Origin of the sequence: Pantoea sp. BL1 (assembly GCF_000963985.1) — a bacterium.
Classification (GTDB): Bacteria; Pseudomonadota; Gammaproteobacteria; order Enterobacterales; family Enterobacteriaceae; genus Pantoea; species Pantoea rwandensis_B.
Genome location: NZ_JZRH01000022.1, coordinates 17,423 through 41,927, shown reverse-complemented (window position 1 = coordinate 41,927; position 24,505 = coordinate 17,423). Strand labels below are relative to the sequence as shown.

At 53.6% G+C, this 24,505-nt stretch carries 31 protein-coding genes; 14 read left to right on the top strand and 17 right to left on the bottom strand.

Translation table 11 applies throughout. The features are described 5' to 3' along the window. The first annotated feature begins 30 nt into the window (after positions 1-30). Both cobB and pepT read left to right on the top strand, forming a co-directional pair. Positions 31-864 carry a Sir2 family NAD+-dependent deacetylase gene (gene cobB, locus VH86_RS12535; RefSeq protein ID WP_045813881.1) on the top strand — a complete coding sequence of 278 codons (834 nt, stop codon included), beginning with the start codon at positions 31-33 and terminating at the stop codon, positions 862-864. A gap of 119 nt (positions 865-983) precedes the next feature. After that, a complete protein-coding gene (gene pepT, locus VH86_RS12530) occupies positions 984-2,210 on the top strand; it encodes a peptidase T (protein WP_045833049.1) in 1,227 nt (408 codons plus the stop codon). Between the two features lie 132 nt (positions 2,211-2,342). Here the strand turns inward: pepT and VH86_RS12525 are convergent, their stop codons facing one another. The 8 genes from VH86_RS12525 to rluE all read right to left on the bottom strand — a co-directional run bounded on the left by VH86_RS12525 (position 2,343) and on the right by rluE (position 10,312). After that, the gene (locus VH86_RS12525; protein ID WP_038647550.1) at positions 2,343-3,464 is read right to left on the bottom strand and encodes a cupin domain-containing protein; all 1,122 of its coding nucleotides are present in this window, start codon (positions 3,462-3,464) and stop codon (positions 2,343-2,345) included. A 57-nt stretch (positions 3,465-3,521) separates the two neighbouring features. Further along, positions 3,522-4,982, bottom strand: coding sequence for a two-component system sensor histidine kinase PhoQ (gene phoQ, locus VH86_RS12520; RefSeq protein ID WP_034822039.1), 1,461 nt, complete (start codon positions 4,980-4,982; stop codon positions 3,522-3,524). Positions 4,983-4,985: 3 nt separating this feature from the next. After that, positions 4,986-5,654, bottom strand: a complete 669-nt coding sequence (phoP, locus tag VH86_RS12515) for a two-component system response regulator PhoP (RefSeq protein ID WP_034822036.1) — start codon at positions 5,652-5,654, stop codon at positions 4,986-4,988. A gap of 224 nt (positions 5,655-5,878) precedes the next feature. Further along, positions 5,879-7,249 (bottom strand): adenylosuccinate lyase, encoded by a 1,371-nt coding sequence (gene purB / locus VH86_RS12510; protein ID WP_045833048.1) that lies wholly within the window; start codon positions 7,247-7,249, stop codon positions 5,879-5,881. Positions 7,250-7,293: 44 nt separating this feature from the next. Further along, complete coding sequence (gene hflD, locus VH86_RS12505; protein WP_038647544.1) at positions 7,294-7,935, bottom strand: high frequency lysogenization protein HflD; 642 nt, start codon at positions 7,933-7,935, stop codon at positions 7,294-7,296. 35 nt (positions 7,936-7,970) lie between these two features. After that, a complete protein-coding gene (mnmA, locus tag VH86_RS12500) occupies positions 7,971-9,083 on the bottom strand; it encodes a tRNA 2-thiouridine(34) synthase MnmA (RefSeq protein WP_038647542.1) in 1,113 nt (370 codons plus the stop codon). A 41-nt stretch (positions 9,084-9,124) separates the two neighbouring features. Next, positions 9,125-9,598, bottom strand: coding sequence for an NUDIX domain-containing protein (locus VH86_RS12495; protein WP_038647540.1), 474 nt, complete (start codon positions 9,596-9,598; stop codon positions 9,125-9,127). Between the two features lie 45 nt (positions 9,599-9,643). Then, positions 9,644-10,312, bottom strand: a complete 669-nt coding sequence (gene rluE / locus VH86_RS12490) for a 23S rRNA pseudouridine(2457) synthase RluE (RefSeq protein ID WP_045813884.1) — start codon at positions 10,310-10,312, stop codon at positions 9,644-9,646. 101 nt (positions 10,313-10,413) lie between these two features. Between rluE and icd the strand changes: the two genes are divergently transcribed. After that, positions 10,414-11,664, top strand: coding sequence for an NADP-dependent isocitrate dehydrogenase (gene icd, locus VH86_RS12485; RefSeq protein WP_038647536.1), 1,251 nt, complete (start codon positions 10,414-10,416; stop codon positions 11,662-11,664). Between the two features lie 58 nt (positions 11,665-11,722). On the opposite strand, the gene VH86_RS12480 is transcribed toward icd, so the two are convergent. The 3 genes from VH86_RS12480 to VH86_RS12470 form a co-directional block, all read right to left on the bottom strand. Next, entirely contained in the window at positions 11,723-12,979 is a 1,257-nt protein-coding gene (locus VH86_RS12480) for a mechanosensitive ion channel family protein (RefSeq protein ID WP_045833047.1), read from the bottom strand. Between the two features lie 89 nt (positions 12,980-13,068). Beyond that, positions 13,069-13,464, bottom strand: coding sequence for a type II toxin-antitoxin system HicB family antitoxin (locus tag VH86_RS12475; protein WP_045813886.1), 396 nt, complete (start codon positions 13,462-13,464; stop codon positions 13,069-13,071). A 27-nt stretch (positions 13,465-13,491) separates the two neighbouring features. Further along, a complete protein-coding gene (locus VH86_RS12470) occupies positions 13,492-13,683 on the bottom strand; it encodes a type II toxin-antitoxin system HicA family toxin (protein WP_045833046.1) in 192 nt (63 codons plus the stop codon). A 266-nt stretch (positions 13,684-13,949) separates the two neighbouring features. Here VH86_RS12470 and VH86_RS12465 point away from each other — a divergent pair, with 266 nt between their 5' ends. Together VH86_RS12465 and VH86_RS12460 are read left to right on the top strand one after the other, a co-directional pair. Beyond that, a complete protein-coding gene (locus VH86_RS12465) occupies positions 13,950-14,147 on the top strand; it encodes a DUF6404 family protein (protein WP_045813888.1) in 198 nt (65 codons plus the stop codon). Between the two features lie 100 nt (positions 14,148-14,247). Next, entirely contained in the window at positions 14,248-14,445 is a 198-nt protein-coding gene (locus VH86_RS12460; protein ID WP_045833045.1) for a hypothetical protein, read from the top strand. 32 nt (positions 14,446-14,477) lie between these two features. On the opposite strand, the gene VH86_RS12455 is transcribed toward VH86_RS12460, so the two are convergent. Further along, a complete protein-coding gene (locus VH86_RS12455; RefSeq protein ID WP_034822005.1) occupies positions 14,478-14,726 on the bottom strand; it encodes a DUF883 family protein in 249 nt (82 codons plus the stop codon). Positions 14,727-14,909: 183 nt separating this feature from the next. On the opposite strand from VH86_RS12455, the gene VH86_RS12450 reads away from it, so the two are divergent. Next, a complete protein-coding gene (locus VH86_RS12450; protein WP_045833044.1) occupies positions 14,910-15,116 on the top strand; it encodes a DUF2767 family protein in 207 nt (68 codons plus the stop codon). Positions 15,117-15,142: 26 nt separating this feature from the next. Here the strand turns inward: VH86_RS12450 and VH86_RS12445 are convergent, their stop codons facing one another. Next, positions 15,143-15,694: a hypothetical protein gene (locus VH86_RS12445; protein WP_045833043.1), complete on the bottom strand. Its 552-nt coding sequence runs from the start codon at positions 15,692-15,694 to the stop codon at positions 15,143-15,145. 60 nt (positions 15,695-15,754) lie between these two features. Beyond that, positions 15,755-16,084: a hypothetical protein gene (locus VH86_RS12440; RefSeq protein ID WP_045833042.1), complete on the bottom strand. Its 330-nt coding sequence runs from the start codon at positions 16,082-16,084 to the stop codon at positions 15,755-15,757. A gap of 202 nt (positions 16,085-16,286) precedes the next feature. On the opposite strand from VH86_RS12440, the gene VH86_RS12435 reads away from it, so the two are divergent. The 4 genes from VH86_RS12435 to VH86_RS12420 all read left to right on the top strand — a co-directional run bounded on the left by VH86_RS12435 (position 16,287) and on the right by VH86_RS12420 (position 17,815). Further along, complete coding sequence (locus VH86_RS12435) at positions 16,287-16,466, top strand: hypothetical protein (protein ID WP_045813892.1); 180 nt, start codon at positions 16,287-16,289, stop codon at positions 16,464-16,466. Between the two features lie 175 nt (positions 16,467-16,641). Further along, on the top strand, positions 16,642-16,863 hold the full coding sequence (locus tag VH86_RS12430) for a YgdI/YgdR family lipoprotein (protein WP_045833041.1): 222 nt from the start codon (positions 16,642-16,644) through the stop codon (positions 16,861-16,863). 132 nt (positions 16,864-16,995) lie between these two features. Then, complete coding sequence (locus VH86_RS12425) at positions 16,996-17,379, top strand: hypothetical protein (protein ID WP_045813894.1); 384 nt, start codon at positions 16,996-16,998, stop codon at positions 17,377-17,379. Between the two features lie 22 nt (positions 17,380-17,401). Further along, a complete protein-coding gene (locus VH86_RS12420; protein WP_045833040.1) occupies positions 17,402-17,815 on the top strand; it encodes an N-acetyltransferase in 414 nt (137 codons plus the stop codon). Here the strand turns inward: VH86_RS12420 and VH86_RS12415 are convergent, their stop codons facing one another. After that, complete coding sequence (locus VH86_RS12415) at positions 17,816-18,478, bottom strand: MBL fold metallo-hydrolase (RefSeq protein WP_038647517.1); 663 nt, start codon at positions 18,476-18,478, stop codon at positions 17,816-17,818. Positions 18,479-18,501: 23 nt separating this feature from the next. After that, positions 18,502-19,425, bottom strand: coding sequence for a muramoyltetrapeptide carboxypeptidase (gene ldcA / locus VH86_RS12410; RefSeq protein ID WP_045833039.1), 924 nt, complete (start codon positions 19,423-19,425; stop codon positions 18,502-18,504). Between the two features lie 163 nt (positions 19,426-19,588). Here ldcA and emtA point away from each other — a divergent pair, with 163 nt between their 5' ends. Further along, the gene (gene emtA, locus VH86_RS12405; RefSeq protein ID WP_075564066.1) at positions 19,589-20,218 is read left to right on the top strand and encodes a membrane-bound lytic murein transglycosylase EmtA; all 630 of its coding nucleotides are present in this window, start codon (positions 19,589-19,591) and stop codon (positions 20,216-20,218) included. 72 nt (positions 20,219-20,290) lie between these two features. On the opposite strand, the gene VH86_RS12400 is transcribed toward emtA, so the two are convergent. Beyond that, complete coding sequence (locus VH86_RS12400; RefSeq protein WP_045833038.1) at positions 20,291-21,238, bottom strand: sugar-binding transcriptional regulator; 948 nt, start codon at positions 21,236-21,238, stop codon at positions 20,291-20,293. Between the two features lie 184 nt (positions 21,239-21,422). On the opposite strand from VH86_RS12400, the gene VH86_RS12395 reads away from it, so the two are divergent. Genes VH86_RS12395 through VH86_RS12385 form a run of 3 tightly spaced genes read left to right on the top strand, consistent with a single transcriptional unit; the run spans position 21,423 to position 24,503 of the window. After that, positions 21,423-22,364, top strand: a complete 942-nt coding sequence (locus tag VH86_RS12395; RefSeq protein WP_045833037.1) for a D-ribose ABC transporter substrate-binding protein — start codon at positions 21,423-21,425, stop codon at positions 22,362-22,364. A 13-nt stretch (positions 22,365-22,377) separates the two neighbouring features. Continuing rightward, the gene (locus VH86_RS12390) at positions 22,378-22,989 is read left to right on the top strand and encodes a DUF2291 family protein (protein ID WP_045833036.1); all 612 of its coding nucleotides are present in this window, start codon (positions 22,378-22,380) and stop codon (positions 22,987-22,989) included. Continuing rightward, on the top strand, positions 22,989-24,503 hold the full coding sequence (locus VH86_RS12385) for a sugar ABC transporter ATP-binding protein (protein ID WP_045833083.1): 1,515 nt from the start codon (positions 22,989-22,991) through the stop codon (positions 24,501-24,503). The genes VH86_RS12390 and VH86_RS12385 overlap by 1 nt, the downstream gene beginning before the upstream one ends. The last annotated feature ends 2 nt before the right edge of the window (positions 24,504-24,505 follow it).

The following is a 24,505-nucleotide window of genomic DNA, read 5'->3' as shown; positions in this document are numbered from 1 at the left end:
GTGACAACCACCGCAGCATAAGGAGCTTTTATGCGCATACCGCGCCGACGCCTACGACTCGCCCGCGACAAGAAAAATCGCCGCAAAGTGCATCAGCGCTTTCGCCAGCGCATCTTTGAACGCGATCGCAAAGCTGAACTGGCTGCGCACCCGCAACCGCGCGTCGTGGTACTGACCGGCGCTGGCATCTCCGCCGAGTCAGGCATTCAAACCTTTCGCGCTGCCGACGGATTATGGGAAGAGCATCGGGTTGAAGATGTTGCTACACCAGAAGGATTTCATCGTAATCCCGATCTGGTGCAAGCATTCTACAATGCGCGCCGCCGTCAGTTGCAACAGCCGGAGATTCAGCCAAATGCCGCACACAAAGCGCTGGCCGAGCTGGAGCAGGTACTGGGCGACAACTTCCTGTTGGTGACGCAGAACATCGATAATCTGCATGAGCGGGCAGGCAGTCAGCGCGTGCTGCATATGCACGGTGAATTGCTAAAAGTGCGCTGTGAAAGCAGCGGACAGGTGCTGGATTGGACGGAAGATGTGAAGCCGGACGATCGCTGCACCTGCTGCCAGTTCCCGGCCCGACTCCGTCCCCATGTGGTGTGGTTTGGCGAAATGCCGCTCGGCATGGAAGAGATTTATCAGGCGATCGAGAAAGCCAATCTGTTTATCGCCATTGGCACCTCCGGGCATGTCTATCCCGCCGCCGGTTTTGTGCATGAAGCAAAACTGCAGGGTGCGCATACCGTTGAACTCAATCTGGAGCCCAGTCAGGTTGGCAATGAGTTCGCGGAAAGCCAGTACGGCTTAGCCAGTGAAGTGGTACCGGATTTTGTGCATACCTTTCTACGCGGGCTGTATAAGTAAGACGATAACTGGTTAAGCACTTTGCGCTGAGAACGCTAACCTGAAGGATAATGATTTGACGCAACATGGCGCGCCTCACGCGCCATGATAATAACGCACGTTCTTTAGAGGGATGACAAATGGATCAATTACTTGAGCGTTTTCTCAGTTATGTGGCAGTAGAAACTCAGTCAAAACCGCAGGCGCGTCAGGTGCCCAGCAGTGAAGGGCAGTGGACGCTGGCGCGTCAGTTACAGGAAGAGCTGATTGCACTGGGATTTGTTGATGTATCCCTGAGCGATCACTGCTGCGTGATGGGCACTTTGCCCGCCAACGTTGACTGGCCGACCCCGGTGATTGGCTTTATCTCGCATATGGATACGTCACCGGATTTCACCGCTAAAAACGTCAATCCGCAGATTATCGAAAACTACCGTGGCGGCGACATTGCGCTGGGCAACGGCGATGAAATCCTCTCGCCGGTGATGTTCCCGATCCTGCACAAGTTGATTGGCCATACGCTGATCACCACCGATGGCAAAACCTTGCTGGGCGCAGATGATAAAGCGGGTATCGCTGAAATCATGACGGCGATGGCACGCCTGGTCCAAGAGGATATTCCGCACGGCGCGATTCGTGTGGCGTTTACCCCTGATGAAGAGATTGGTCGCGGCACCTCTCATTTCGATGTTGAAGGTTTTGCAGCGGACTGGGCGTACACCATTGATGGCAGCGATCTCGGCGAATTTGAATTTGAAAACTTCAATGCCGCGACCGCGATGGTGAAAATCACCGGCAATAACGTGCACCCCGGCAGTGCGAAAAACGTGATGGTGAATGCACTGGATCTGGCAATGCGTTTCCACGCTGAGCTACCCGCCAAAGAAAAACCTCAGTTCACTGACGGTTATGAAGGCTTTTTCCATCTGCATACCATCAAAGGCACGGTTGAGCATGCCGAGTTAATGTATCTGATTCGTGATTTCGACGCCGACAGTTATGAACAGCGTAAACAGCTGCTGGAAGAGATTGCTGCGCGCGTTGGGAAGGGGCTGCAGGCTGAATGCTCAGTGAAAGTAGAGATCAGCGACAGCTACCGCAATATGCGTGAGAAAGTTGAGCCACATCCGCAGATTATTGAGCTGGCGCTGCAGGCCATTCGTGATTGCGGCATCGAACCGGTGGTGAAGCCGATTCGCGGTGGCACCGACGGTTCTGCGCTATCGTGGAAAGGTTTGCCGTGTCCGAACCTGTTCACCGGCGGATATAACTACCACGGTAAACACGAGTTCGCGTCATTAAATGTGATGTCGCAGGCGGTAGATGTGATAGTACGCTTGTCTGCGCTGGCAGCAGAGAAGAAATAGTATGAAAAAGGCCTGCTAAGCAGGCCTTTTATCAGAATCTTACGTGGCGGCGCAGTCGACAGCGTCTCTGTCGCGGCAAACACGTGTGACAAATCGCGCCGTGATAAAGAGGCGCGATTTTAGTGCAACAGATTACTCACCAAAGAACCAGTAGCCGCTGTTCACCAGCGCCGCAAGCTGTGCCAGCAGCGACGGATCGTCCAGCGCATCGCCGAAATCTTCCAGCGTTAACACCTGATTGTGTGCCAGTGCCGCCAGCACTTCTGGGTGGCTGCACGCCACACGTTCCCCGTTCACAAATACCGCGTCGCCCAGCGTCAACACGCGCAGGCCGCCAAGGCGCGTCAACGCATCGCCTTGCTGCAGCGCATCGTAAATCTCATCAGGCTGATACGGCGGCTCTGGTGGGGCGATATCCAGTTCGTGACGTGACTGCGAGATAAACTCGCCAAACCACTGATTGAACTGTTCTGGTTGGTTGATCACATCCAACATTACCTGACGGATCCCTTCCACTTCAGAGGGCAAAATCTGTGACGGGCAATCGCGCGAAGGTACATCGGGATCGCTGAAACGATAGCTGCCCAGCTCATGTGCCAGCATAAAGTCGGCGAAACCGCTAATCAGCTCGCGGCCATTGGGTGCGCGGAAACCGACCGAATAATTGATGGCATTTTCCAGCGAATAGCCCTCATGCGGGAATCCTGGTGGAATGTACAGAATGTCGCCCGGCTCCATCTCTTCGTCGATGATGGCATCAAACGGCTCAACCTGCAGCAGATCGGGATGCGGGCAGTGCTGTTTCATCGGCACTTTTTCGCCCACGCGCCAGCGACGACGGCCGGTGCCCTGAATGATAAACACATCATACTGGTCGAAGTGCGGGCCTACACCGCCGCCCGGAACGGCAAAAGAGATCATCAGATCGTCGATGCGCCAGTCAGGCAGGAAACGGAACGGGCGCATCAGCGCGGCAGAAGGTTCATGCCAGTGATTAACCGCCTGCACCAGCAGCGACCAGTTGCTCTCGCCGAGATGATCGTAGCTTTCAAACGGACCATGGCTAACCTGCCATTTGCCGTTGTTATGGCTCACCAGGCGGCTGTCCACCTCGTTTTCCATCGCCAGACCCGCCAGCTCATCAGGAGAAATAGGATCAATGAAGTTTTTAAAACCACGCTTGAGCACCACCGGACGTTTTTGCCAGTAGCGCTGAATAAAGTCGGGCCAGTTAATATCGAGCTGATAGTCCATACGAGTGTTCCGGTTAGGGCCATGAATACAGGCAAGTATAACAGCCCGCAGGCCTTTCTACTCGCGGTGATGTTCAACTTCCTGACGCTGGAAAATCACTTCCATGCGGGCACCGCCCAGTGGGCTGGTGCTGGCGATCACCTGACCGGCGTATTGTTCGAGGATGTCGCGGACCACGGCTAAGCCAAGGCCCTGGCCGGGACGTAACGTATCGGCACGCTGACCGCGCACGAAGATCAGATCGCGTTTGCTTTCAGGAATGCCGGGGCCGTCATCATCAATAAACAGATGCAGTGCCTTGTCGGTTTGCCGTGCGCTGACCTCAATAAATTCCAGGCAGTATTTGCAGGCGTTATCCAGCACGTTGCCCAGCACTTCCATAAAGTCATTTTGGTCGCCGATAAAGGTCAACTCGGGGGAAATATCCAGGGTGATTTCGACACCTTTGCGCTGATAAACCTTATTCAGCGCCGAGCAAAGGCTGTCCAATAGTGCCGACACCGAATGCAGATCGCGCTGCAGCGGATTATGATCGGCCTGCATACTGGCACGATGCAGGTAGTAGCCAATTTGTTGTGAAATACGGCTGATCTGCTCCAGCATCACCGGCTCAGCCTGCTCCACGGTGAGCTCCTTGCCGCTGCGCAGGGAGCGCAAGGTACTTTGCAACACCGCCAGCGGAGTTTTCAGGCTGTGCGTTAAATCAGACAGGGTGGTGCGATAACGCGTGTAGCGCTGGCGCTCATTGGTCAGCAGCAGGTTGAGATTTCGCACCAGGCTGCGTAACTCCTGCGGCGGATTGTCGTCCAGATTCTCGCGATGGCCCGTTTCCAGTTCCCGCACCTGCGCGGTTAAATCACCAATAGGGCGCAGGCTCCAGTGCGCGGCCAGCCACAGCAGCGGAATCACTAACAGCAGGTTCGCTGCCAGCACATAGCTAAACCATGACCACACCACATCCGAGTGCTGCAGTTCCTGGGGAATGGAATCGACCACTACGATGGTCAGTGCCGGTAAGTTCGTGGTGGCATCGTAACGGTTGACGGCGACCGAGTGGGTAAAGGTGTCGTTGTTGTCGCTGTCCAGTTGATGCAACCGCTCTTTGACCTCGGAGTTGTTGCCGATGGCGGCCAGACTGGTGCGATTTGTGGTGTCGATTTCATAAAAATCGGGTTTGAGCAGCCACTCACGCCGAATGTTTTTGCGGATGTCCGGCACATCACGCTGCTGCCACAGCAACTTGCCGTGTTCATCGTAGATAAACACCAGCGTCGGGAAATTGAGCGTCATACGCTCTGGCTGGGCAATGGTCAGCTTATTGTTTTGCCACTGCGCCAGGGTGAAGAACAGGTTGCTCTCGCCGCGCATCACGCGATAGGTGTTTTTATCGAAACTCACCACATAGCCGACTACGGCAACCATGCCGTAGGAGAGCGACAGAAACAGCACAATAGCGGCGGTCGCCAGTAAAAACCGGGCGCGTAATGAGAAAGGACGTAAGCGATTCAGCCAATTCATAAATCAGAGATCAAAGCGATAGCCCTGGCCGCGCACGGTGTTAATCACTTCGGTCGGATGGAGCGCAAGAATCTTTTTACGCAGGCGACCCATCAAAACATCAATGGTGTGGCTCTCGCGCAATTCGGCATCGGGATAGAGTTGCAGCATCAGCGAATCTTTGCTGACCACTTTTCCGGCGTTGCGGATCAAGGTTTCTACAATGGTGTACTCAAATGCGGTGAGTTTAACCGGCGCATCATTGACGGTGACTTCACGACGTGACAGATCAACCTGGAACGGCGGCATCGCAATGATCTGTGAAGCGTGTCCACTGTTGCGACGCATCAGCGCCTGCAAACGTGCAGCCACTTCTTCGATATGGAAAGGTTTGGTGACGTAGTCATCGGCACCCGCTTCGAGTGCTTCCACTTTAGCCTGCCAGCCTTCACGCGCCGTCAACACCAGAATCGGTTGACGCACAGCATCACCGCGCCAGCGACGAATCAACGACATGCCATCTTCGTCAGGCAAGCCTAAATCGACCAGCGCAATGTCGGGAATGTGTTCCTGCAGGAAATAGTCGGCTTCTTTGGCATCTTCGGCAGCATCCACCTGATGACCCATTTCACGTAACTGCACGGCGAGATGATGACGCAGCAGTGCATTATCTTCCACAACCAGAACACGCATAGAATTTCCTTACCTTCAAACTCAGTGATGATGGCAAGAGTATATGTTAAGCGAGCTAAACAAGAGAACAACACTTGACTGTCATCGTTTGAACGACAGCAGGAAAACGCGGCGAGTATTCATTCCGGACGCAGGCAACAAGGGATTGATGCACTTGCCGATTTGCAGGCGCTCGACTGCCTGAGAGGAAGAGTAGGGTGTGCCCGCAGGCACACCCTTAATGATTATTTTAAATCATCAACCATCTGAATGGCGCGGCCGAGATAGTTGGCCGGTGTCATCTGTTTCAGACGCACTTTCTCTTCTTCCGGCAGTTCGAGGCTGTCGATGAAGGCCTGCATACCGGCTGCATCCACACGTTTGCCACGCGTCAGCTCTTTCAGCTTTTCGTATGGCTTCTCGATACCGTAGCGGCGCATCACGGTCTGGATCGGCTCGGCCAGCACTTCCCAGTTGTGATCCAGTTCGTCCAGCAGACGATCGCGGTTCACTTCCAGTTTAGAGATGCCTTTCAACGTTGCCTGATAAGCGATCAGCGCGTAGCCCACGCCGACGCCGAGGTTACGCAGTACGGTAGAGTCGGTGAGATCGCGCTGCCAGCGGGAAACCGGCAGTTTGCTCGCCAGGTGCTGCATCACCGCATTCGCCAGACCGAGGTTGCCTTCCGAGTTTTCGAAGTCAATCGGGTTCACTTTATGCGGCATGGTGGAAGAGCCGATTTCGCCGGCGATGGTTTTCTGCTTGAAGTGATTCAGGGCAACGTAACCCCAGATATCACGGTCAAAGTCGATCAGGATGGTGTTGAAACGCGCGATGCAATCAAACAGTTCTGCGATGTAATCATGCGGTTCGATCTGCGTGGTGTACGGGTTCCAGGTCACGCCCAGTGAGGTCACGAACTGCTCGCTCAGCTGATGCCAGTCGACTTCCGGATAGGCAGCAATGTGGGCATTGTAGTTGCCGACCGCGCCGTTGATTTTGCCCAGCACCTCGATTTTGCTCAACTGACGCAGCTGACGCTCCATGCGGTAAGCGACGTTGGCCATCTCTTTACCCATCGTAGATGGCGTAGCGGGTTGGCCGTGCGTACGAGACAGCAGCGGGATATCGCGATATTCGTGCGCCAGCCCTTTCACCGCATCGATAATTTTGTTCCAGAAAGGCACGATGACGTCACGGCGAGCGGTTTCCAGCATCAGCGCGTGCGACAGGTTGTTGATATCTTCAGAAGTACAGGCGAAGTGAATGAACTCTGATACCGCATGCAGCGCAGGGACATCAGCCACTTTCTCTTTCAGGAAGTACTCAACCGCTTTGACGTCGTGGTTGGTGGTGCGTTCGATGGTTTTGATGCGCGCCGCGTCTTCTTCGCTGAAATTGGCGACAATGGCGTCAAGGAAAGCGTTTGCGTCAGCATCAAATGCAGGAACTTCCTTGATCTCTGCGGTCGTAGCCAGTTTCTGTAACCAGCGAACTTCAACCTCAACGCGGAATTTCAGCAAACCGTATTCGCTGAAAATGGCGCGCAGCGGGCTGACTTTATCGCCATAACGGCCATCGACAGGTGAGACGGCGGTCAGAGAGGATAATTCCATCAGTGCAACTCCTGAATCGTTAACAAATTAGGGCAGGGCGGCGCTTAATACGCCGGGCCCAACCGGGATAAAATGGTTTTGGCTTCACGCAGCAAACGCTGACGCGAGAACATCAGCTGCAGGCGGCCACCGCCCACCTGCTGCCACAGTACAGCAGCACGAATACCTGCCAGCAAGGCGGCACGCACTTTACTCTGTACCTGAGAATTCTGTAATACCTGCGGCGAACCTGTGACCTGAATGCGCGGACCCAGTGGGCTAATGACATCGACATAAATCCCGGCCATGGCACTGGTGATGGTTTCAGATTCCAGCTCGTAATGCGCTAATTGGCGATCAAGTTGCGCAATACGCTGAGAAAGGGTGTTCAGCGCCGCGCTGTTGCCGTGCAATTTGCGTTCCAGCACCATCATGCTCAGGGTGTAACGTGTCAGTTCGGCCCCGGCACCCTGGCGGCTGCCGCTGTTCAGCACCGCCATCAGCGATTCCAGGCCGAGATGCAGATTCGCTTCATCATTGCCAAATACCGCCAGCGTCGAGCCGGGGTTCAGATCCAGCAGGCTGCGCAGCGACACGGTTAATGCGGCATTGTTGCAACTGCCCTGATGCGCTAATTGCTGCACCAGATGCGCGGACTGACAAATACCCGCGAGCGCGAGCGTTATCTCATAATAGTTCTTGGCCACGCTTAACTCCTGTCATCGCGTCGGCAGCGCCGACCTCAGGCTTCTGCCAGGGGCAGGCGCTGTTCAATAATGCCGCCACCGAGGCAAACATCACCCAGATAAAATACGGCCGACTGGCCAGGCGTGACGGCCGCAACCGGCTCGTCAAAACGCACTTCAATACGATTGCTATCCAGCGGAATGATTTCACAGGGAATATCGGTCTGGCGGTAACGGGTTTTCACCGTGCAGCGCAACGGGGCCGTCATTGTTTGGCGATCAACCCAATCCAGTTGCTGAGCAATCAAGCCAACAGACATCAGGCGTGGATGTTCTGCACCCTGAGCCACCACCAGGCGATTGCGTGCGACGTCTTTGTCGACCACATACCAGGGATCGTCATTGCTCTCTTTGCGTCCACCAATCCCCAATCCTTTGCGCTGACCCAGCGTGTGATACATCAGCCCCTGGTGTTCACCGACAATCTCACCCTCAACGGTTTCGATTTCGCCCGGCTGTGCAGGTAAGTAACGGCCAAGGAAGTCGCGGAATTTGCGCTCGCCGATGAAGCAAATGCCGGTCGAGTCTTTTTTCTTCGCAGTGATCAAATCCAGTTCTTCAGCGATACGCCGAACTTCAGGCTTCTCCAGTTCACCCACCGGGAACAGGCTTTGCGCAATCTGTTCATGGCTCAGGGTGTAGAGGAAGTAACTCTGATCTTTATTGCCGTCGAGACCGCGCAGTAACTGGCTGGTGCCATTCACATCGGCGCGGCGCACATAGTGTCCGGTGGCGATGAAGTCTGCACCGAGATCTTCAGCCGCGAATTCAAGGAAGGCCTTAAATTTGATCTCTTTATTGCACAGAATATCGGGGTTTGGCGTGCGGCCCGCTTTGTACTCTTCCAGGAAGTGTTCGAACACGTTGTCCCAGTACTCAGCGGCGAAGTTGATTTTGTGCAGTTTGATGCCGAGTTTGTCACACACGGCTTGAGCGTCAGCCAGATCATCAGCGGCGGTGCAATATTCCTCGCCGTCGTCTTCCTCCCAGTTCTTCATGAACAGGCCTTCAACCTGATAGCCCTGCTGTTGCAGTAACCAGGCGGATACGGAAGAATCGACGCCGCCGGACATCCCGACGATCACTTTTTTCTGGCTGTTGTCAGACATGACGCACTCTTAATTACGATAAAAACAGGCGGCGCATTCTATCATGCCGAAGCCGGGCGCGCACCTTCGTGAAACGGCCATTGGAACGGCGCCACCAGTTGCAGCGGATAACGTGCGCCTTGTTGCCACAATCGTACACTCTCAGCGACCAGCGGTGAACGCAGGCGATTCGCCGTCAGAATCTGCTCTGGCGGCAGCCACCAGCAACAATCGATGTCACGATCGTGCGGAGACGTCTCGCATTTTTCTGGCAGATCGAGGCCAAACAGGAAACGCACAAAAGGTGTATCGTCAGGCGCGATCCACTGCTGCACACCGAGGAAATACTCGGGTTTAGCGTCTATTCCGGTCTCTTCAAATAACTCACGCTGTGCGGCTTCGAGCAACGTTTCATCGGCTTCGAGATGACCCGCCGGCTGATTCCACGTAATACGGCCGTGAACACGCTCTTCGACCACCAGTAATTCGCCTTGCGCCTGCACGATACAAGCTACCGTTACATGAGGTTTAAACATCCTTCCTCCGAAATTGTTAACTAAAAGTTATTGAAAAGTGGTGCTCTAAACGTTGGCACTGATATCGCGCCACTCTCCCAGGGCTAAATCGTCGAGTTGATATTTGCCCATGGCAAAGCGAATCAGGCGCAAGGTGGGAAAACCAATATGTGCCGTCATGCGCCGCACCTGACGGTTACGCCCTTCGTACAGGGTGATTTTCAACCAACTGGTCGGGATCGCTTTACGCTCGCGGATCGGCGGCTGGCGCGGCCAGAGCCACTCTGGTTCAGTGACCAATTCCACGCCAGCAGGCAGCGTGGGTCCATCATTGAGGGTGACGCCGTTGCGTAACAGGGATAAATCTGATTCCTGTGGTGCACCTTCAATCTGCACATAATAGATTTTTCCGGTGCGCTTTCCGGGCTGCGTCAGTTGCGCCTGGAGCGCGCCATCGTTGGTCAGAATCATCAAACCTTCGCTGTCGCGATCGAGGCGGCCGGCAGCATAAACGTCGCTCACCGGCACGAAATCCTTGAGCGTGCGGCGTCCCGCTTCATCACTGAACTGCGGTAAAACATCGAAAGGTTTGTTAAAGAGTATGACGCGTCGCGGTCCTTTTGGACGTGTGTCACGGCGCACGGGCTGGCGTGCGGCGGTGTTTGGACGCTTATCCTGGTGAATTCGTTGAGAAGTTTTTCGCATGGGCTTTGCAGTCAGAAACAATCGGCGCATTATAACGCGAAACTGCGGTGATTGGCGTAGCGGAAATATTCAAGTAGTATTGACCCGCATCTTACAAATCATTAACAAAAAATCGCTCGAAGGAGAGGTTGATGGAAAGCAAAGTAGTTGTTCCGGCGGAAGGTCAAAAAATCACCCTGGTTCAGGGCAAACTCACTGTTCCGAATAACCCAGTCATTCCTTACATCGAAGGTGATGGCATCGGCGTTGATGTTTCCCCTGTTATGCTGAAAGTGGTTGATGCCGCTGTGAAAAAAGCCTACAACGGCGAGCGCAAAATTTCCTGGATGGAAATTTATACTGGTGAGAAATCAGTAGAACTTTACGGTCAGGACGTCTGGCTGCCGCAAGAAACCCTCGATTTAATCAAAGAATACCGCGTTGCCATCAAAGGCCCGCTGACTACCCCAGTCGGTGGCGGTATTCGTTCTCTGAACGTTGCGCTGCGTCAGGAGCTGGATCTGTACGTGTGCCTGCGTCCGGTTCGCTACTACACCGGTACCCCAAGCCCGGTTAAACGCCCAGAAGATACCGACATGGTGATCTTCCGTGAAAACTCAGAAGATATCTATGCCGGTATCGAGTGGAAAGCGGGCACGCCAGAAGCGGATAAAGTGATCAAGTTCCTGCGTGAAGAGATGGGCGTGAAGAAAATTCGCTTCCCTGAGCAGTGTGGTATCGGCGTGAAGCCGTGCTCTGAAGAGGGCACTAAACGTCTGGTACGCGCAGCGGTTGAGTACACCATCACCAACGATCGTGATTCTCTGACCCTGGTTCACAAAGGCAACATCATGAAGTTCACCGAAGGCTCATTCAAAGACTGGGGCTACCAGTTGGTGAAAGAAGAGTTCGGCGGCGAGCTGATCGATGGCGGCCCGTGGATGAAGTTCAAGAACCCGAACACCGGCAAAGAGATCATCGTGAAAGACGTGATCGCTGATGCCTTCCTGCAGCAGATCCTGTTGCGTCCAGCCGAATACGACGTTATCGCTTGTATGAACCTGAACGGTGACTACATCTCTGATGCCCTGGCGGCACAGGTTGGCGGTATCGGTATCGCACCAGGCGCAAACATCGGTGACGAATGTGCACTGTTCGAAGCCACCCACGGTACGGCACCTAAGTACGCTGGTCAGGATAAAGTGAACCCAGGTTCCGTTATCCTGTCCGCAGAAATGATGCTGCGTCATATGGAGTGGTTCGAAGCCGCAGACCTGATTGTTAAAGGCATGGAAGGCGCAATCGCCGCTAAGACCGTGACCTATGACTTCGAGCGTCTGATGGATGGCGCTAAACTGCTGAAATGTTCAGAGTTTGGTGACGCGATCATCGCGAACATGTAATTTCTGCCAGCCAGAAATTGAGACGGGAGCCCATGGCTCCCGTTTTTTATGCGCTAAATTAATCGGCCTGCTGTTCAACGGATTTGGCGGATGACGCATGCTGCTGCGACAAGCGCCAGAAATCATTGCCGCCCGGATGCTGATACATGCGCAGCCCAAACTGGCCGACAATCGCATAGATATATTCGAAGATCGCTGACTGCGAATTCTCATATTCGACCCAAAATATCGACGAGGTGAAGCAATAAACTTCTACCGGCAAACCTTCCGGCGAGGGCTTCATGGTGCGCACCACGATATACATATCCTGCTTAATATCATCGCGCTGCGACAGCCACGCGGTGAGATATTTGCGGAACACCGTCAGGTTAGTCATGCCATTGTCAGCAAACCAGCGTTCGCCCACGGCATTGCTGTCACGGCCATCCATTAACGCTGAAAGCTGCTCGTTAACACCGCGAATCTGGCTCATCTGCTGAATGAGTTCGTGATCGAGAAAGCGAATCGACATTTGGTCGAGGTGGAAGCTACGCATAATACGGCGCGCGCCGGAGGAAAACATTGCCTGCCAGTTGGTATAGGTTTCGGTGAGGAAGTTTTTCGTCGGGATGCGTGACAACGTGTTATCCCAGTTACGCAGCGTAATGGTGTGCAGTGCAATATCAATTACTTCGCCGCTTATGCCTTTATCCGGCATCTCAATCCAGTCACCAAGTTGCAGCACGTCGTTGGATGACACCTGAATATTCGCCACCAGCGACATTAAGGTGTGCTGGAACACCAACATCAATACCGCAGCAACCGCACCCAAACTCGAGATAATAATCACTGGCGATTTATTCGACATAATGGCCAGGATCATGATTGCCGAAATAATGTGCACCAGGATCTTGCCGACCTGAATATAGCCCTTGATCGAGTGATTCTTACGCTTTGATTTGCGGGAGTAGGAGTTGTTAACAATCTCCAGCACTTCGGTGAAGAACAGCGACAGATAAACAAAGAACAAAATGCCGCAGATAGTCTTAATAGCAATCAGCAGATGTTCGGGCAGGTCTGGCATAAACTGCAGCAGGTAATAAACCGTGATCACCGGAATAAAATTAGAGAGCTTTTCAGAAAGCCGCACATCTTTATCGAGTGGAACCTGTTTTTTGTGGGTGCTAAAGAAGACCTTGCGCACCACCTTCACCACAAAGAATTTGCAGATCAGATGCGTCACCATTCCCGCAATCACCAGCAGCAGCAAGCTAAAAGTGGTGGATAGCAGGGTGTTACTCTCAATAAATTTCTGGATATCGCTTAAATAATTCATATTCACAACATGCCTGACAACGTTGGCGGGGATTCAATCACAATCCGTCTGCGGGCTATAAGCGACGCGTGCGCAATCTGCATAGTTCATCACGATTGGGACAATGCTTTGCGTGCCGCTTCAGCGAGGAAATGGCTGCGGCTGGTATAACGCGCATCATGACCCACAACACGATCAATTTTCTCAATTAACAGATGTGGCATGGTGATATTGATACGCTCAGATTTTCCAAGATAGCGAGTGATATCAATATCCACATACATCCAGATCCCCGGCTGACTCAGATTGTTCATCCAACGCTGCGAAGGCTCAGGGATCAGCAACCCTTTTTCGACCATCAATTCAAAGTGAGCATGTAATGCCTTGTGGGCATCGTGCAGTGTATGTTCCGGGGTGTTGCCAGCAAAATAGCAGCCTGTGACATCAGGAAAAAAACCACTGGCTGAGCCATCAGCATCGACTTCGATTAAGGCGGGAAACAGCATAGCTTCTCCTGAAAATTGAAAGGTGAGTTAGTGATGATGAAACAGGTTTGCATCCTTAAGAATCTGCATCAGCGTGCCTTTTTTTAAATCTTTCCTGGGATGCGGAACGGTGATGAGGTGGACAAATGCCGGGTGTGAAAACTGATGATGGCTGCCCTTAATTCTCTCCAGAATCCATCCATTGCGCTTTAGTAGCTTAATCAACTCTGCGCTTTTCATTGCTGTCCTTGAGGTGAAATTATACACACGATACACACTCATGCAATGCGATTGTTAGGGGTTGGAGTGTGACTGCGAGTAACTTAGCGAAGCTGACTTAAGGTATGCATGCCTTACAATGTCGTTTTGCGAGCTCTCTCCGCGAGAATCAACGGATTTGAACAATACATTTCGAAAAACTTTGAAACAGCTAGCAATCAGACGGCCTTCATCGTGCCTTTTCTGATTGAAACCGCTATCTTCAACGCTTCTGATTTGGAGGTGGTATGCAGGGTGTAATCAAATTCGTTAAAGGCTGGCTGCTGTTTTCTCTATTGTGGGGCATCTTCATGTGGTTTATGTCGTGGCAGGCGCAAGGCGAGGCGATCCCGATGGTTATAGTGAAAAGCTTATACGCCGGGTTGATTTATCAGGCGCTGATGACCATGGTCGCACGTTACAAAGCGCGTCGTTCACAAGCCTGATTGCTCACAACTGCCCACACAGCTTTGCGCAGTGCTGACGCTAATTTGCACTCTGTCAGGCAATCTGGCCCGACTCAAAACAGTGTGGGTGGAAGTGAAGATGGCAAAGACGTCATTAGCCGCGTGGTTCTTTTTACTGGTGTCATTTGGCAGCTGTGCACAATTACCTGACGTGCCAGTGAATATCACTGTGCACCATGGTCGTCATCTGGATGTGAATAACAGCACGGCTGATGTGGCTGAGACGCCGGATGAACATATTCAGGAAAGGTTGGATGAGGCCGGTCATCATCAATAAGCGTTGGGGCCAGGAAGGCCCCCCATCGCAGCTTATTTCCTGCCCAGCAGGAAACCGACAATAATGCCGATGCTGGCTGCTACCGCCAGGCCAGTTGCCGGATTATCACGTACCGATTTTACCACACAGTCTGCCGCATCCTGCACAGCATAACTGGCTTGCGCGGGATAACGACGCGCGGCACCTTTAGCCTGATGTTTGCGAGAGCCGGTCCATTCCCCGATTTTTTCTTCAACTGCGCCCGCTGCTTCATTCAATTTTGCTTCCGCTTTATCAGTCATGATGACTCCCTGCTGGTTGTGAATATTACGATTTAGCGTAGTCACAGATTTTCAGACCAGCAACCCAACGAGCATTCAGGTTGTAACAGCTGTTTGCAGGAACAGAGAATTCTGTCCAGGCTTGAAGATGGCAGGGGGCGTGATGCATCTTGCCTAACTAGCTCAACGGCAGCGGGAGGAAATATGAAACGTGATGTGCTGAACGACGACGATTACGATGAAGTATGCCGGGTAATTGGCGATGCGGTGATCGTCCTTTCCGAATGTGGCCATGAAACGAAAAGAGCAGAGATTACCGAATTACTGCAGCGAACCCGGCATCATCGCGCCCATAATGAACGCGACGAACAGCGGATGCTGGAGCATGCGATTCGTCTGGTCAAACCCTAAGCCCGATAGGGTGTCACGAGACGCCCTCAGGGATTGCCGCGGTAAGCCGGATACCAGGTCACTAAAAAATGGCGTAGATGATCGAAACACCACTCGGCATCGTCGGCTTGCTGACAATAATAGCGAATGGTGACTTTCTCATAGCGCATATGACGCTGATGCAAAGGTGACCAGCCCCAATCCAGCACGGCGCGGGCGTAATTGACCAGGGTGCCGCTCTGCATGTTGTGCTGCTTCTCTTGTCGGTTCAGATAGAGTTCAAATGCCTGATCCAGACTTTGCGTCTCTTCACTGCTGCCACTCGATAGCGCCGGGCGTAAAGCCACATCGATAAATCCGCACACGCCGTCATCACGCTGCTGCCAGTCACAGGCTAAGGTCATAAATACTCCCTCCTGCAAATTCACCTCTTCGAGTAAACGCCGTAAATTTTCGGAATGTTTACCCGCTGAGATCTCGTCGATGCGATCGGTCTCCAGCGTGAGGTCAAATCCACAAGGATTCACCGAACCATCTGCGTTGGTGGAAGCGGGGAAGGGGAAGTCGATGTAGCCGTTATTGTCCAGACTCTTTTCCATAGTACAGGTCCGCAGCGTGAGGAAGCCTGACAATAAACCATCTTTCCCGGCTAAGCACGTTTAAGGGCACGTCCAGGTAATCATGGTGTTCTGATAAGGGTTGATCAGACGGAATTGCTTATCTGACAGCCGCTGAGCGGTGAAGCCCTCAGGCGTCACGGCAGAAGGGACATACTGGAAACGATCGCTGGAGTGCAATGTGCCGCTTTTCACCGCCACGCCATCACGCGTAACCGTAAAGGCATTCACCAAATCGAAAATGCGCGCCCGAGTCTGCCCCATTGATTGTCCATAAATGGTCGCGACTTCGCCCGGGCAGTCGACACCTTTGGACGTGGAGCTGCAACCAGCCAATAATAAGAGGGTGAGTACTACCGTGATTCGCAACATGATCCTGTCCTGGTTCGATTCCTTGTTTGCAGTGGCCCGTCAATGCCCACTGATATGCTGATCATAGCAGGTCTGGCACCGCTTCCCATTTGTCATTTGCTTAATCGTTAAGCGGTAAGAATGTAAAGGGGTGACTTTGGTAGCAGATAAACGTTATTCTTGCCAGCGTTGCGCATCAGGTAAGCAAAACAAGGGCAAATCTATGAAAGAAGAAGAAGCCAGTTTAATGATTCTTCAGCACGCGATTGATAAATTAGAAGCCGACAAAAAAAAGCAGATTATGAACTGTGTAGCGGCCATACAAGAAGTGATGCAAGGCTTCGATCCGGAAGATGCGGGTCTGGCGTTAATGTTAGTCGCTGCACAGGTTGCAGCAGAGTAATCCCTTCCGGTCATTCCTTCCCCATCCGTTTGCGATGGAAATCCATGCAATATAGCTGCTGCTCAGTCGATATCGGCTGATGCGCAGCGATTGTTCTGCACAGATTAATCTTTCTCCTGGTTCACATGACTCCGCGCTGTGCTAAACCTGACAGTGAATCCAAAAGGAGGATGAGATGAAAAAGACATTGCTTTTAATCGGTACTTTTAGCCTCGGCCTACTGCTGGCGGGCTGCGCATCCGATCACGTCATGCACACCACCGATGGGCAAACCATTGTGGTGCAGGGTAAACCTCAAGTGGATGAAGATACCGGCATGATTACTTACAAAGATATTGATGGTAAAGAACAGCAGATAAACCGTAATCAAATTAAAGACATGAACTCGGTTAACTAACGTTTTCTTTACCCTTCTATCCTTGCAGGCCCGTACTCAACGGGCCATTATTCGTCTTCCCTCTTTTATCTGTGTTACGCTTCTCTGCATAAAACCCAACGAAATCATCATCTAACCTCAGCGGAGATCCCAATGAAGGCGATAGCTATTGCCGTTGGCTTAATGGCGTGCCAAATCGCGCCGGCCTGGAGCGAAACCGAATTTCAAATTACCTGTCCGGGGCGCCCGACCATGACGGTATCGCGTGCGGAATACGGTTTAAGCACGCTGATGTGGCCAACACGTCATTTTCAAATTGCAGCAGGGCAACAGCGCACGCGTTTGCAAGGCGGGGATAAAGTGGCGATCACGCGTTTTCGTAATGGCGATCAGCTGATTGTGAACAAAAATAATGACGATACGTTCTTTGTCTATGCCGATAGCGATAAACTGATCCCCTGCAATCGCACCGAAAAACGCGATGCGGAAATTCTTTCGCTGGAACGTTACGACGATAGCCAGCGGCCCAATTCATAGTTGCCAGTCAAAGGAGAAGACGATGCAATTAAGCGTAACTAACACCGTTACCGCAGAGGATCTGGATGATGTTCGTCTCGGCCTCACCGAATATAACAGCCGCTTTATCGATCCCAGTGAGATGCAGGCGATTGGCGTCTTCATTAAGGATGCTTCTGGCCGCAAGCTGGCCGGGTTGACCGGTTCCACCTTTGGTAACTGGCTGCGCATCGACCTGCTATGGGTCGGCGATGCGTTACGCGGGCAGGGGGCTGGCGCACAGTTGATTCAGGCCGCCGAAACAGAAGCCCGCGCCCGTGGTTGCCTTTATGCGCAGGTTGATACGGCCAGTTTCCAGGCGCGCCCGTTCTATGAAAAGATGGGCTACACCTTACGCTTCAGCCTCGATAATTATCCGCGTCTGCATCAGCGTCATTACCTCAGTAAATCGCTGTAACTAGATCAGTGGCTGCTGGCGCAAATCCAGCGGCGATTGCTCTGCCTCATCAATCGCCGCCAGCCAACTCTGCAAATCGACTTTCGCCCATGATAAGTGACCACGCGTGGTACTCATCAGCACCACATCCGGGCGCAGTGCGCGATACAGTTCCAGCGACTGCTGCAACTCCAGCGGATTACTCTCCGGTACCAACACGCTGATCCAGCGGTTGTAGTCACAGGTCAAGGTATCGCCAACAAACAGATAGGTCTGGCCCAGCGGGGAGTGATAAAGGTAACTGCAACTGCCGGGTGTGTGGCCGGGTGTGGGCAGCAGATGGAAGTCACCAAAGTGGCTTTCCTGCTGAATGAAGGTCTCATCGGGTTCGACAATCAGACTGACGGGCCCCAGTGAACGGCTGTGACAGTAGAGCGCACTGTTAAAACGCTGCTGGATCGCCACGGCGCCTGGGGCGGCTTCATGCCAGTGGGTGAGGTAGTGACGAATCACGCCGCCCGCATCATTGAGAAACTCATGATCGAGCGGATGTTCGACACGGCCGATGACCAGATTGCCGCGCGGATGGCGCAGCATAAAGCCATGCATCATTAAATCTTGCGCCGTTTCTTCGGCGGGAAATTCCGGGGTGGAGATCCACAAATCTTCGTACAGTGGCTTCAATGTCGGTCTCCTGCGGCAAAACGTTAGCGCAATGTCGGGTGGCCGGTGAAGGCAAGCTGTGCTTCGCCCTGTTCAAGCTGTAAGGTGGCGCTGGCGCCCAGCGGCAGCGTGACGGTGTCGGCATCGTGGCCAAACGCCAGTTCGCTGATCACCGGTAGCTGATATTCATCGCGGATGCGTTGCCATACGCTGGCAAAATCGAAACCATTGTCATATGCAGACAGTGACGTGCTGGTGAAACTGCCGGTGATGATCGCCCGCTGGCGCGCCAGAATGCCGCTCTGTTGCAGTTGAATCAGCATGCGCTCTATGCGGAAAGGATGCTCATTCACATCCTCGATCACCAAAATGCCGTTTTCAATTTGCGGCATCCACGGTGTGCCGATCAGAGAGCAGATCATCGCCAGATTGCCGCCCCACAAGGTCCCTTGCCAGCGTCCCGCATCCGGGCTGTGGGTCTGCCAGCCTATATTGACTGTAGGAGAAGAGAGCGCCTGCCAAAAGTGTGACAGGGTAAATTCGGATAATGCCTCTGCGCCGAAGTTGCCGGCCAGCATCGGGCCGCTGAAGGTCACCAGCCCGGTTTGCGCCAGTAACGCCAGTTGAATCGCGGTGAAATCACTGTGTCCACAAAGCGCGATAGGTTGATTTAGCAGCCGGCGCTGCAGACCGACATAATCAATCTGATCCAGCAAGCGCGAGGCACCGTAGCCACCGCGCACCGCCAGCACAATATCGGGCAGCGTGCTCAGTGTTGCCAGCTGGTTCACATCATTCAACCGTTCCCCGTCCTCGCCCGCAAAACGCTGGAAGCGGCGTGTAATCGCTGATAAGTTGTCCAACTGATGTCCCTGAGCCTGTAAACGACTCACTGCACGTTGGGCCGCATCCTGATTATGGCAGTAGCCGGAGGGGGCGATCAGACGAATGGATCGGGGGGAAAGCATAGCGTTCATCCTGATTTAAAGTGGCCTGCCGATGATGGCGAAATCCGTTACCGATGTCACGGCAGCACAAGGTTTTTTACGTATTTAGGATAAACGGTAATTTTGCATTGCGCTGCGCCAGGTATCATAGCTTGCGCCAACTCTATTGCGGAACCAAAAATCAGTGAAAATTCGACTACTTATGCTATCTGCGCTGTTGCTCGCGGGCTGTGCCAGTGAGCCAGAAAAAACGGTCGTGCCAGAGAAAAATACGCCATTAACCCAGGCACCCCCGTCGAAAGTGAATGATGCATGGTCAATGTTTACCGAAGATGCCGCCAGTCATTATGGCGTTGATGAGAAGTTAATCAGCGCCATTATTAGTGTCGAATCCGGGGGCAATCCCACCGTTACCAGCCGTTCAAACGCGGTAGGGTTGATGCAGATTAAAGCCTCAACGGCGGGGCGTGCGGTGTATCGCACTCAGGGACGTCACGGTCAGCCGACGTCTTCGGAATTGCGCGATCCAGCGAGAAATATCGATATCGGCGCGGCATATCTCAAGCTGCTGCAGGATTCTGAGTTGGCCGGGATTCGAAATCCACTGACGCTGCGCTATGCCACCATCGTTTCTTACGCCAACGGTGCCGGTGCGTTGCTGCGCACCTTCTCACGAAATCGCGATCGGGCGATTGCGATGATCAACTCGATGACGCCGGACGAATTCTATCAGCATGTGCAGGATAAACATCCGGCGGCACAGGCACCACGTTATTTGTGGAAGGTCACCACGGCTTATCGCACCATTGGCTGATATCTTCCGGTGCGCTTCACTGCGCACTCTTTTCCGATAGAGGCGCCATTCATGGCGCCAGCTTCAATGACATCATTCCATCAGCAATCGTGCCGTTGGATAATCCACAATCAGCACTTTCACATATCCACCGCGCAACGCTCCGCGAATCGCCTGGGCTTTCTCTTTGCCGCCTGCCAGCGCCACCACTTGCGCACACTGTTTAACCTGCGCCAGCTCCATGCCAATCACCGGATCTTCCTCGGCGTTCAACACCGGTTTTCCGTCAGCATCAAAATAATGCAAACAGATATCGCCCACCGCACCGCGCTCGGCCAGCGTGCGCAGCATCTCGCCGTCATAGTAGTTGCCGGAATTGCGTAGCAGCGCGGAAGGCTCAAGATCGCCAATGCCGACAATCGCCAGATCCACTTGATCAAACTTTTCCAGCACCACGGCCACGTCTGGGTTGACTGATAAGCGTTGACGATCCTGCACTGAATGCTCAATCGACTGCGACGGCAGCAGCCAGGCCGGGCAATCCAGCAGCGCCGCCAGATTCTGCGTCAGGATGGTGGCCTGCACGTTGCCGTTCGCACCCACCCCACCAAGCAACTGGATCACGCCTTTGCAGGGCGCACTCAGCGGATGCAACGCGTCCACCATCGCGCGAATGGTGCCACTCCATGATGAAATGCCGATCAATTCATCGGCGCGCAGGCGGGTTTCCAGATAGTGCGCCGCCGCTGAGCCAATCGCCTGTTTAATTTGCAGCGCGGAAGCCTGATCCGGCACATCGACCACAATCACCTGTGGCAGCTGATACTGCTGCTCAATCGCCTTCTCCAGTTCGGGAAAGACGTTGGCGGGGGGCACCACGCTGATCTTCACCACGCCATCTTTCACGCTGCGATTGAGAATGCGTGACACAAAGGATTGCGACAGCTTCAGCAGCTGCGCAATGTCGGACTGCTTCATGCCTTCCACATAATAAAGCGTGGCGATTTTCACCATCAGCCGCTGTTCGTCCTGTTTTGCCATGGTTTTTTCTCTCTCTTAACCTGCCTGGTATTGTTAATCAGGCTGTCATAAATAACAACGCAGAACATTTTGTGATCGTTTTCGCTTTTTCAGGATCGCGCGATGGACGAGTTCAGGAAGCCAGCGCATAGTCATTATGCATATAAAATCGCAATTGAATATATATTCAAGCGGAGAAAAATCAATGAAAGCTTCTGTCCTCAAAATGACCCTACTGGCTTCACTGATGTTGGCCTCAGCGGCAACGCTGGCGGCAGAGAAAGGCTTGATTGCTATTATCACGCCTTCTCACGATAACCCGTTCTTTAAAGCCGAAGCCGATGGCGCGCAACAGAAAGCCAAAGCACTCGGTTACACCACGCTGGTGGCCTCGCACGATGATGACGTAAACAAACAGAACCAGCTGATCGAAACCGCCATCGCGCGTAAAGCCAAAGCGATCATTCTGGATAACGCCGGTGCTGACGCCACTGTCGGCCCGGTGCAAAAAGCCAAAGATGCCGGCATCCCCACCTTCCTGATTGACCGTGAGATCAACAAAACCGGCGTCGCCGTGGCGCAGATTGTCTCCAACAACTATCAGGGCGCGCAGTTGGGCGCAGAGAAGTTCGCTAAGTTACTGAACGGCAAAGGCGACTACGTTGAGCTGCTGGGCAAAGAGTCGGATACCAACGCGGGCGTGCGCTCACAAGGCTATCACGATGTGCTGGATGACTATCCCGATATGAAGATGGTGGCGCAGCAGAGTGCCAACTGGAGCCAGACCGAAGCCTTCAGTCGCATGGAAACCATTCTGCAGAAAAATCCCAACATCGTCGGGGTGATTTCCGGGAATGACACCATGGCGTTGGGTGCGGAAGCCGCGTTGAAAGCCGCCGGTAAAACCAACGTGATCGTGGTCGGCTTTGATGGCAGCGACTACACGCGTGACTCCATCATTAATAAAGGCAACATCAAAGCCACGGTGCTGCAGCCAGGCTGGGATCAGGCACAAATGGCGGTTGAGCAGGTGGATTACTACCTGAAAAACGGCAAAGCGCAAAAAGAAGAGAAGCAGCTGATGGATTGCGTGCTGATCGACGACAGCAACGCCGCGAAGCTGAAAAACTTCAACCTGGCGAAATAAGACGGAGGTCGGCATGAAGGGAAAAGCAGCAGCCGGGCTGATGGTTGGGCTCTTATCGCTGATATTGACCGCCTGCACCGTGGTGGATCTCGATGCAAACGGCAATCCCATCATGCCGAAAGATCCGAATGCCAAACCCGGCTACAGCAACCAGACGCCACAGCAGATCGCCGAATCGAGCTGGGCCAGCCGGGTGCAGCAACCGGCTGAGAAGCAGGCGCTGAGCTGGGCGGATATGGAAACCAAAAGTCATACCGTCAAGGCAGGGGGCAGCGAAAGCGTGTTTGTGCGTGCCGGAGGAACCGTCACCGCCTTTGATAACAGCAATGAACGGGAACGCAGCCTGACCGTCACCATCAATGGCAAACCGGTCAAGGTGTTGATTGGGCCGGTACTGCGCAGTAATGCGATTCGTGATGCGGCGGGCTATCGCTTTGAAGAGTTCACCAATCAGGTGCAATACGCACAACTGACTAAAGCGTTGAACCGCCATGCCGTCCAGCAGTTACCGCCGGTGGATGCCAGTTGGGTCGGCAAGCCGGTGCAGGCGCTGTTGGCCGTCAGTATCGAGTCGAATCAGGTGGATGACGTGGTGGCGATTCAGTTGCAGCAGGGGAATCCATGATGAGCGATGAAATCATCCTGCAGGCCAAACAGATGTCGATGTTGTTTCCAGGCACCCTGGCGCTGGATCGTGTCGATTATCGCGTGTGGCGCGGCAAAGTGAACGTCATCATCGGCGAAAACGGGGCGGGGAAATCCACGCTGATGAAGATCCTCGCTGGGGTACAGCAGCCCACCAGCGGCGAAATGTTCCTTAACGGCGAAAAAGTGGTGTTGAGCAGTACGCGAGACGCCGCCCGTCACGGTATCGGCATGGTGCACCAGGAACTCAACCTGTTTGAAAACCTGAGCGTGGCGGAGAACATCTTTCTGGGACGGGAAATCCAGCGCGGCATCAGCCCGATTAACGAAGCAGAACAGAAGCGCCGTACGGCTGCGTTATTGCAACGTCTCGACCAGCCAATTTCACCGGACGAGATAGTCGGTAACCTGAAAGTGGGTCAGCAGCAATTGGTGGAAATTGCCAAAGCGCTGGCAGAAAACGCCGACATCTTAATTCTGGATGAGCCGACCTCGGCGTTGAGCAAAACCGAAGTGGAGATTCTGTTCCGCGTGATTCGTGAACTGACGCGGCAGGGGGTTTCCATCATTTATATCTCACATCGGCTGGAAGAGCTGATGGCGATAGGTGATGTGATTACCATCCTGCGTGACGGACGTTTTCAGGCGGAAGCGAAGGTCAGCGAAATCGATGTCCCCTGGATCGTGCGTGAAATGCTCGGCAGCGAACCGGTGAGTAACTTTCTGCCGCCTAATCGTCAGTTCGGGGCGGCGGTGCTGGAAGCCGAGCACATCACCTGTGTCAGTGCCCATGGCAATACGCTGGTGGACGATGTCAGTTTCAATGTGCGCGCCGGGGAGATCGTCGGCATTTATGGCCTGATGGGCGCGGGGCGCACCGAGCTGTTTGAGTGCCTGCTCGGCGGCCAGCGCAACTATCTCGGCAAACTGTGGCTGGACAGCAAACCGCTACCCACACGCTTGCCAACCGCCGAACGTATTCGTATGGGCATGAGCCTGGTGCCGGAAGATCGTAAACGGGCCGGTATTTTCCCGGTCTCCTCCGTGGCCAGCAATCTCACCATTGCCAGCCTGTGGCGACGTTTATCGCATCGCACCGTGATCTCCGAACAAGCTGAACGCGAAGCGGTAAACAGTACGGTAGGCAATCTGGCCATCAAAATCTCGTCGCCCGACGTGGCGATCAGTGCGCTGAGTGGCGGCAATCAGCAGAAAGTGGTGATTGGCCGTTCATTGCTCACCAATCCACGTTTACTGCTGCTGGATGAGCCCAGCCGGGGCATTGATGTGGGTGCCAAAGCGGAAGTGTTCCGCATGATGGTGAAACTGTCAGAGCAGGGCATTGCCGTGGTGTTCTCCACCTCCGATTTAAAAGAAATTATGGCCGTCGCCGATCGCATTCTTGTGATGTCTGGCGGCAAGTTGACAGCTGACCTGCCGCGCGCGGAAGCGGAAGAGGCGGCGCTGGTTAAAGCAAGTGCACAGGGGTTCTGAGC

Coding starts and splice junctions, on each gene's coding strand:
- mnmA (WP_038647542.1), bottom strand. CDS start 9,083: ATGTCTGACAACAGCCAGAAAAAAGTGATCGTCGGGATGTCCGGCGGC.
- VH86_RS12430 (WP_045833041.1), top strand. CDS start 16,642: ATGAAAAAGACATTGCTTTTAATCGGTACTTTTAGCCTCGGCCTACTG.
- VH86_RS12445 (WP_045833043.1), bottom strand. CDS start 15,694: ATGGAAAAGAGTCTGGACAATAACGGCTACATCGACTTCCCCTTCCCC.
- ldcA (WP_045833039.1), bottom strand. CDS start 19,425: ATGCTTTCCCCCCGATCCATTCGTCTGATCGCCCCCTCCGGCTACTGC.
- VH86_RS12525 (WP_038647550.1), bottom strand. CDS start 3,464: ATGGACTATCAGCTCGATATTAACTGGCCCGACTTTATTCAGCGCTAC.
- icd (WP_038647536.1), top strand. CDS start 10,414: ATGGAAAGCAAAGTAGTTGTTCCGGCGGAAGGTCAAAAAATCACCCTG.
- pepT (WP_045833049.1), top strand. CDS start 984: ATGGATCAATTACTTGAGCGTTTTCTCAGTTATGTGGCAGTAGAAACT.
- VH86_RS12420 (WP_045833040.1), top strand. CDS start 17,402: ATGCAATTAAGCGTAACTAACACCGTTACCGCAGAGGATCTGGATGAT.
- VH86_RS12435 (WP_045813892.1), top strand. CDS start 16,287: ATGAAAGAAGAAGAAGCCAGTTTAATGATTCTTCAGCACGCGATTGAT.
- purB (WP_045833048.1), bottom strand. CDS start 7,249: ATGGAATTATCCTCTCTGACCGCCGTCTCACCTGTCGATGGCCGTTAT.
- VH86_RS12395 (WP_045833037.1), top strand. CDS start 21,423: ATGAAAGCTTCTGTCCTCAAAATGACCCTACTGGCTTCACTGATGTTG.
- VH86_RS12425 (WP_045813894.1), top strand. CDS start 16,996: ATGAAGGCGATAGCTATTGCCGTTGGCTTAATGGCGTGCCAAATCGCG.
- VH86_RS12440 (WP_045833042.1), bottom strand. CDS start 16,084: ATGTTGCGAATCACGGTAGTACTCACCCTCTTATTATTGGCTGGTTGC.
- VH86_RS12400 (WP_045833038.1), bottom strand. CDS start 21,238: ATGGCAAAACAGGACGAACAGCGGCTGATGGTGAAAATCGCCACGCTT.
- VH86_RS12460 (WP_045833045.1), top strand. CDS start 14,248: ATGGCAAAGACGTCATTAGCCGCGTGGTTCTTTTTACTGGTGTCATTT.
- cobB (WP_045813881.1), top strand. CDS start 31: ATGCGCATACCGCGCCGACGCCTACGACTCGCCCGCGACAAGAAAAAT.
- VH86_RS12495 (WP_038647540.1), bottom strand. CDS start 9,598: ATGTTTAAACCTCATGTAACGGTAGCTTGTATCGTGCAGGCGCAAGGC.
- VH86_RS12470 (WP_045833046.1), bottom strand. CDS start 13,683: ATGAAAAGCGCAGAGTTGATTAAGCTACTAAAGCGCAATGGATGGATT.
- rluE (WP_045813884.1), bottom strand. CDS start 10,312: ATGCGCCGATTGTTTCTGACTGCAAAGCCCATGCGAAAAACTTCTCAA.
- VH86_RS12385 (WP_045833083.1), top strand. CDS start 22,989: ATGAGCGATGAAATCATCCTGCAGGCCAAACAGATGTCGATGTTGTTT.
- phoP (WP_034822036.1), bottom strand. CDS start 5,654: ATGCGTGTTCTGGTTGTGGAAGATAATGCACTGCTGCGTCATCATCTC.
- VH86_RS12480 (WP_045833047.1), bottom strand. CDS start 12,979: ATGAATTATTTAAGCGATATCCAGAAATTTATTGAGAGTAACACCCTG.
- VH86_RS12390 (WP_045833036.1), top strand. CDS start 22,378: ATGAAGGGAAAAGCAGCAGCCGGGCTGATGGTTGGGCTCTTATCGCTG.
- VH86_RS12465 (WP_045813888.1), top strand. CDS start 13,950: ATGCAGGGTGTAATCAAATTCGTTAAAGGCTGGCTGCTGTTTTCTCTA.
- phoQ (WP_034822039.1), bottom strand. CDS start 4,982: ATGAATTGGCTGAATCGCTTACGTCCTTTCTCATTACGCGCCCGGTTT.
- VH86_RS12455 (WP_034822005.1), bottom strand. CDS start 14,726: ATGACTGATAAAGCGGAAGCAAAATTGAATGAAGCAGCGGGCGCAGTT.
- VH86_RS12475 (WP_045813886.1), bottom strand. CDS start 13,464: ATGCTGTTTCCCGCCTTAATCGAAGTCGATGCTGATGGCTCAGCCAGT.
- VH86_RS12450 (WP_045833044.1), top strand. CDS start 14,910: ATGAAACGTGATGTGCTGAACGACGACGATTACGATGAAGTATGCCGG.